Raw genomic sequence first — 2794 nt, forward strand, 5'->3', positions numbered from 1 at the left:
CGGGTGTTCCGGGTCGCCGAAGCACTGGAATACGGCATGGTCGGCGTCAACACGGGGCTGATCTCGACGGCGGAGGCACCGTTCGGCGGCGTCAAGCTCTCCGGCCTCGGTCGCGAAGGCTCGCGCTACGGCATCGAGGAATTCACCGAGATCAAATACGTCTGCCTCGGCGGCGTTGCCTGATAGGAGACAAGTAAAAGACCGCGGAGCCCGAGCCCCGCGGTCATTCAGGTGGAGTGGCCTTCAGCGCCAAACGTCACGTGTGCTGCAGTGTCTTATCCGCGGCCTTCGAGTAACCGCGTGGCGTGCGCCTCAATGCCTTTCGCATCGAGTTCGTAGTGTGCGTAGAGGTGGGTCGGAGGCGCGATCAGGCTGTATTCGTCGTAAATACCATGCCGGGTCAACTTGACCGGCAGGCCTTCGCTTGCCAGCACCTCGGCGACCGCACCGCCCAGTCCTCCGAGCACATTGTGCTCCTCCACCGTCAGGATTCGCGGGCTTTGGCCGGCTGCCTCGAGGATGGCGTCGCGGTCGATCGGTTTTACCGTCGCCATGTCGAGGAAGCCGACGCTTGCGCCTGCGGCCCGCAGTGCGCGGGTCGCTTCGAGCGCCGGGTGAACCGTGGAGCCCGTGGCAATGATCGTGAGGTCCGTTCCCGAATAGTGCGAGATCGCCTTGCCGATCGTGAACGGCTGGCGCTCCGCATAGACCTCGGGATCGCGCCCGCGCTGGATGCGGATATAGATCGGATGCGGGTAGTCGTTCGCAGCCTTGATGACCTCTTTCAGCTGATTGCCATCGGCCGGTGCGATCACAGTCAGGTTGGCGATCGAGCGCATGATCGCGAGGTCTTCCGTCGCGTGATGCGAGGTGCCGTAAAAGCCGAGCGAAATCCCGGCATGGTGGCCGATCAGCCGAACCGGCAGTTTGGAGTAGGCGACGTCCATGCGAATCTGTTCGCAGCAGAGCAGCGCAAGGAACGATGCGAAGGTTGCGACATAGGGCTTCATGCCGACAGCGGCCATGCCGGCGGCAGCAGACACCATGTTCTGCTCGGAGATACCGAACTGGACGAAGCGATCGGGATGGAGCGCGTGGAACTTCGCAAGGCCGTTCGAGTATTGCAGGTCGGCGGTGCCCGCGACGATCGGCTCGCCGGCAGCGACGAGTTCGATGAGGGCATCCGAGAGCGCATCGAGGCCGGGCGTCACGGCATTGAGCTGTCGGTACTGCCAGGACTTGTCGGAAAGCGGCTTGTTCATCTCAGATCTCCATCGCTTCGATTTCGGCAATTGCGCGCGCAGCATCCGAAGGGTCGAGATAGCCGAGGTGCCAGCCGGGTTCGGTCTCCATGTAGGAGACGCCCTTGCCCTTGACCGTCTCGGCAACGATCATCACCGGGCGTGTCCGCGCGCGGTTTGCCTTGAGCGTGCGAAACAGGGTGGCGACCGCCGCCACGTCGTGGCCGTCGACCACATGGGTCTCCCAGCCGAAGGCCTGCCATTTCTCGACAATCGGCTCGACGCCGATGATATCGTCGACCGAGCCGTCGAGCTGGTAGCCGTTGCGATCGATGATGCCGATCAGTTTTCCAAGACCGTTGTGCGCGCCGAAGAGGGCTGCCTCCCAGACCTGGCCCTCCTGCAGTTCCCCATCCCCGATCATCACGTAGGTGTAGAAGTCCTTGCCCAGCATCCGGCCGGCAAGCGCCATGCCGCAGCCGGCCGAAAGCGCGTGGCCGATCGAGCCCGAGCTGAAATCGATGCCGGGCACCTTGGTCATATCAGGATGGTCGCCGAGCGGATTGCCGAGACGGGTATAGCCGTCGAGCACATCACGATCGATGAAGTCGAGGTCGGCGAGGATGGGAAACAGCCCGACGGCCGCGTGCCCCTTGCCCATCATGAAGCGGTCGCGATCCTCCCATTTCGGTTCGCCGCGCTTCAGCTCCATCGCGTCGTAGTAGAGCGCCGAGAACAGCTCTGCCGCGGAGAAGACGGACGTGTAGTGGCCGACTTTCGCGATCTCGATCAGCCTGATTGTCTCGAGACGACAGAACTTGGCGCGGTCCTTGAGGAACGCGATTTCCTCGTCACTCGGTCTGAGGCTGTTCCGGCCCCCGGTTGTTTCGATCCTGCCTGGTTGGGTCACGTGCTGTCCTCGTCCTCAAGGTGGGTCGCCCCACGGAATGCTTGATCACGAGGTCTGTTTTAGCGTCAGAAACGCGCGGCTGCCCGCACGAATAGCTGAAAACAATCTTCAACTATTCCAAAGAAATGAACGGGTTGGCTCATGTTACCTAGTGAGGGACGCAAGTGAAGGCGGCGGTTTTCTCAAGGAGGTAAACAATGAAAGACGGGATGTTTGTTTTCGACGCGGCTGTCCATACGCAGGACTTCGGCGACAACCAGATCAAGCCTGGAAGCGATGGCCGGCGCGTCAAGCTGCTGCGCTCGCAGATCGCCGGCTTCATCAACTTGACGGGGCGCCGCGGACCGCCGCCGGAAACCGAAACCTTCTCGAACCCCGATCTCGAATGGGGCAACAAGATGCTCTTCGAGAACTCCGACACCGACATGGCGAGCGCTTGCTCGGTACCCTTGTTCTCGCACTGGCGGGCGGGACTTGGGCCGGTCGAACTCAGCGACGCCTTCGCCAGGTCGAACCCGAAACGCGTCGTGCTCACCGGTGGTGTCGACCCGGCCTATCACGGACTCGATTTCGCGCTCGAGGAGATGGAGCGCCAGGTCAAGGAACTCGGCGCCGTCAGCATGAAGTTCTATCAGTACCAGCG

The 2794-nt window shown here is 62.2% G+C and carries 3 protein-coding genes and 1 pseudogene; 2 read left to right on the forward strand and 2 right to left on the reverse strand.

The genetic code is table 11. From position 1 onward, the window contains the following. A partial coding sequence (locus tag VGO04_RS23985; RefSeq protein ID WP_327498470.1) for an aldehyde dehydrogenase family protein occupies positions 1–183 on the forward strand: 183 nt, incomplete at its 5' end. A gap of 92 nt (positions 184–275) precedes the next feature. On the opposite strand, the gene VGO04_RS23990 is transcribed toward VGO04_RS23985, so the two are convergent. Both VGO04_RS23990 and VGO04_RS23995 read right to left on the reverse strand, forming a co-directional pair. Further along, positions 276–1262: a transketolase family protein gene (locus VGO04_RS23990; RefSeq protein WP_327498471.1), complete on the reverse strand. Its 987-nt coding sequence runs from the start codon at positions 1260–1262 to the stop codon at positions 276–278. Between the two features lies 1 nt (position 1263). Continuing rightward, positions 1264–2151, reverse strand: a complete 888-nt coding sequence (locus VGO04_RS23995; RefSeq protein WP_327498472.1) for a transketolase — start codon at positions 2149–2151, stop codon at positions 1264–1266. A 197-nt stretch (positions 2152–2348) separates the two neighbouring features. Between VGO04_RS23995 and VGO04_RS24000 the strand changes: the two are divergent. Continuing rightward, positions 2349–2794, forward strand: a pseudogene (locus VGO04_RS24000) (amidohydrolase); the annotation flags it as partial.

It is taken from the genome of Ensifer sp. (genome assembly GCF_035999185.1).
In the GTDB taxonomy this organism is placed as follows: Bacteria; Pseudomonadota; Alphaproteobacteria; order Rhizobiales; family Rhizobiaceae; genus Ensifer.

What these genes read in the sequence shown, in the direction of transcription:
- VGO04_RS23990 (WP_327498471.1), bottom strand. Translation starts at nt 1,262, where the DNA reads ATGAACAAGCCGCTTTCCGACAAGTCCTGGCAGTACCGACAGCTCAAT.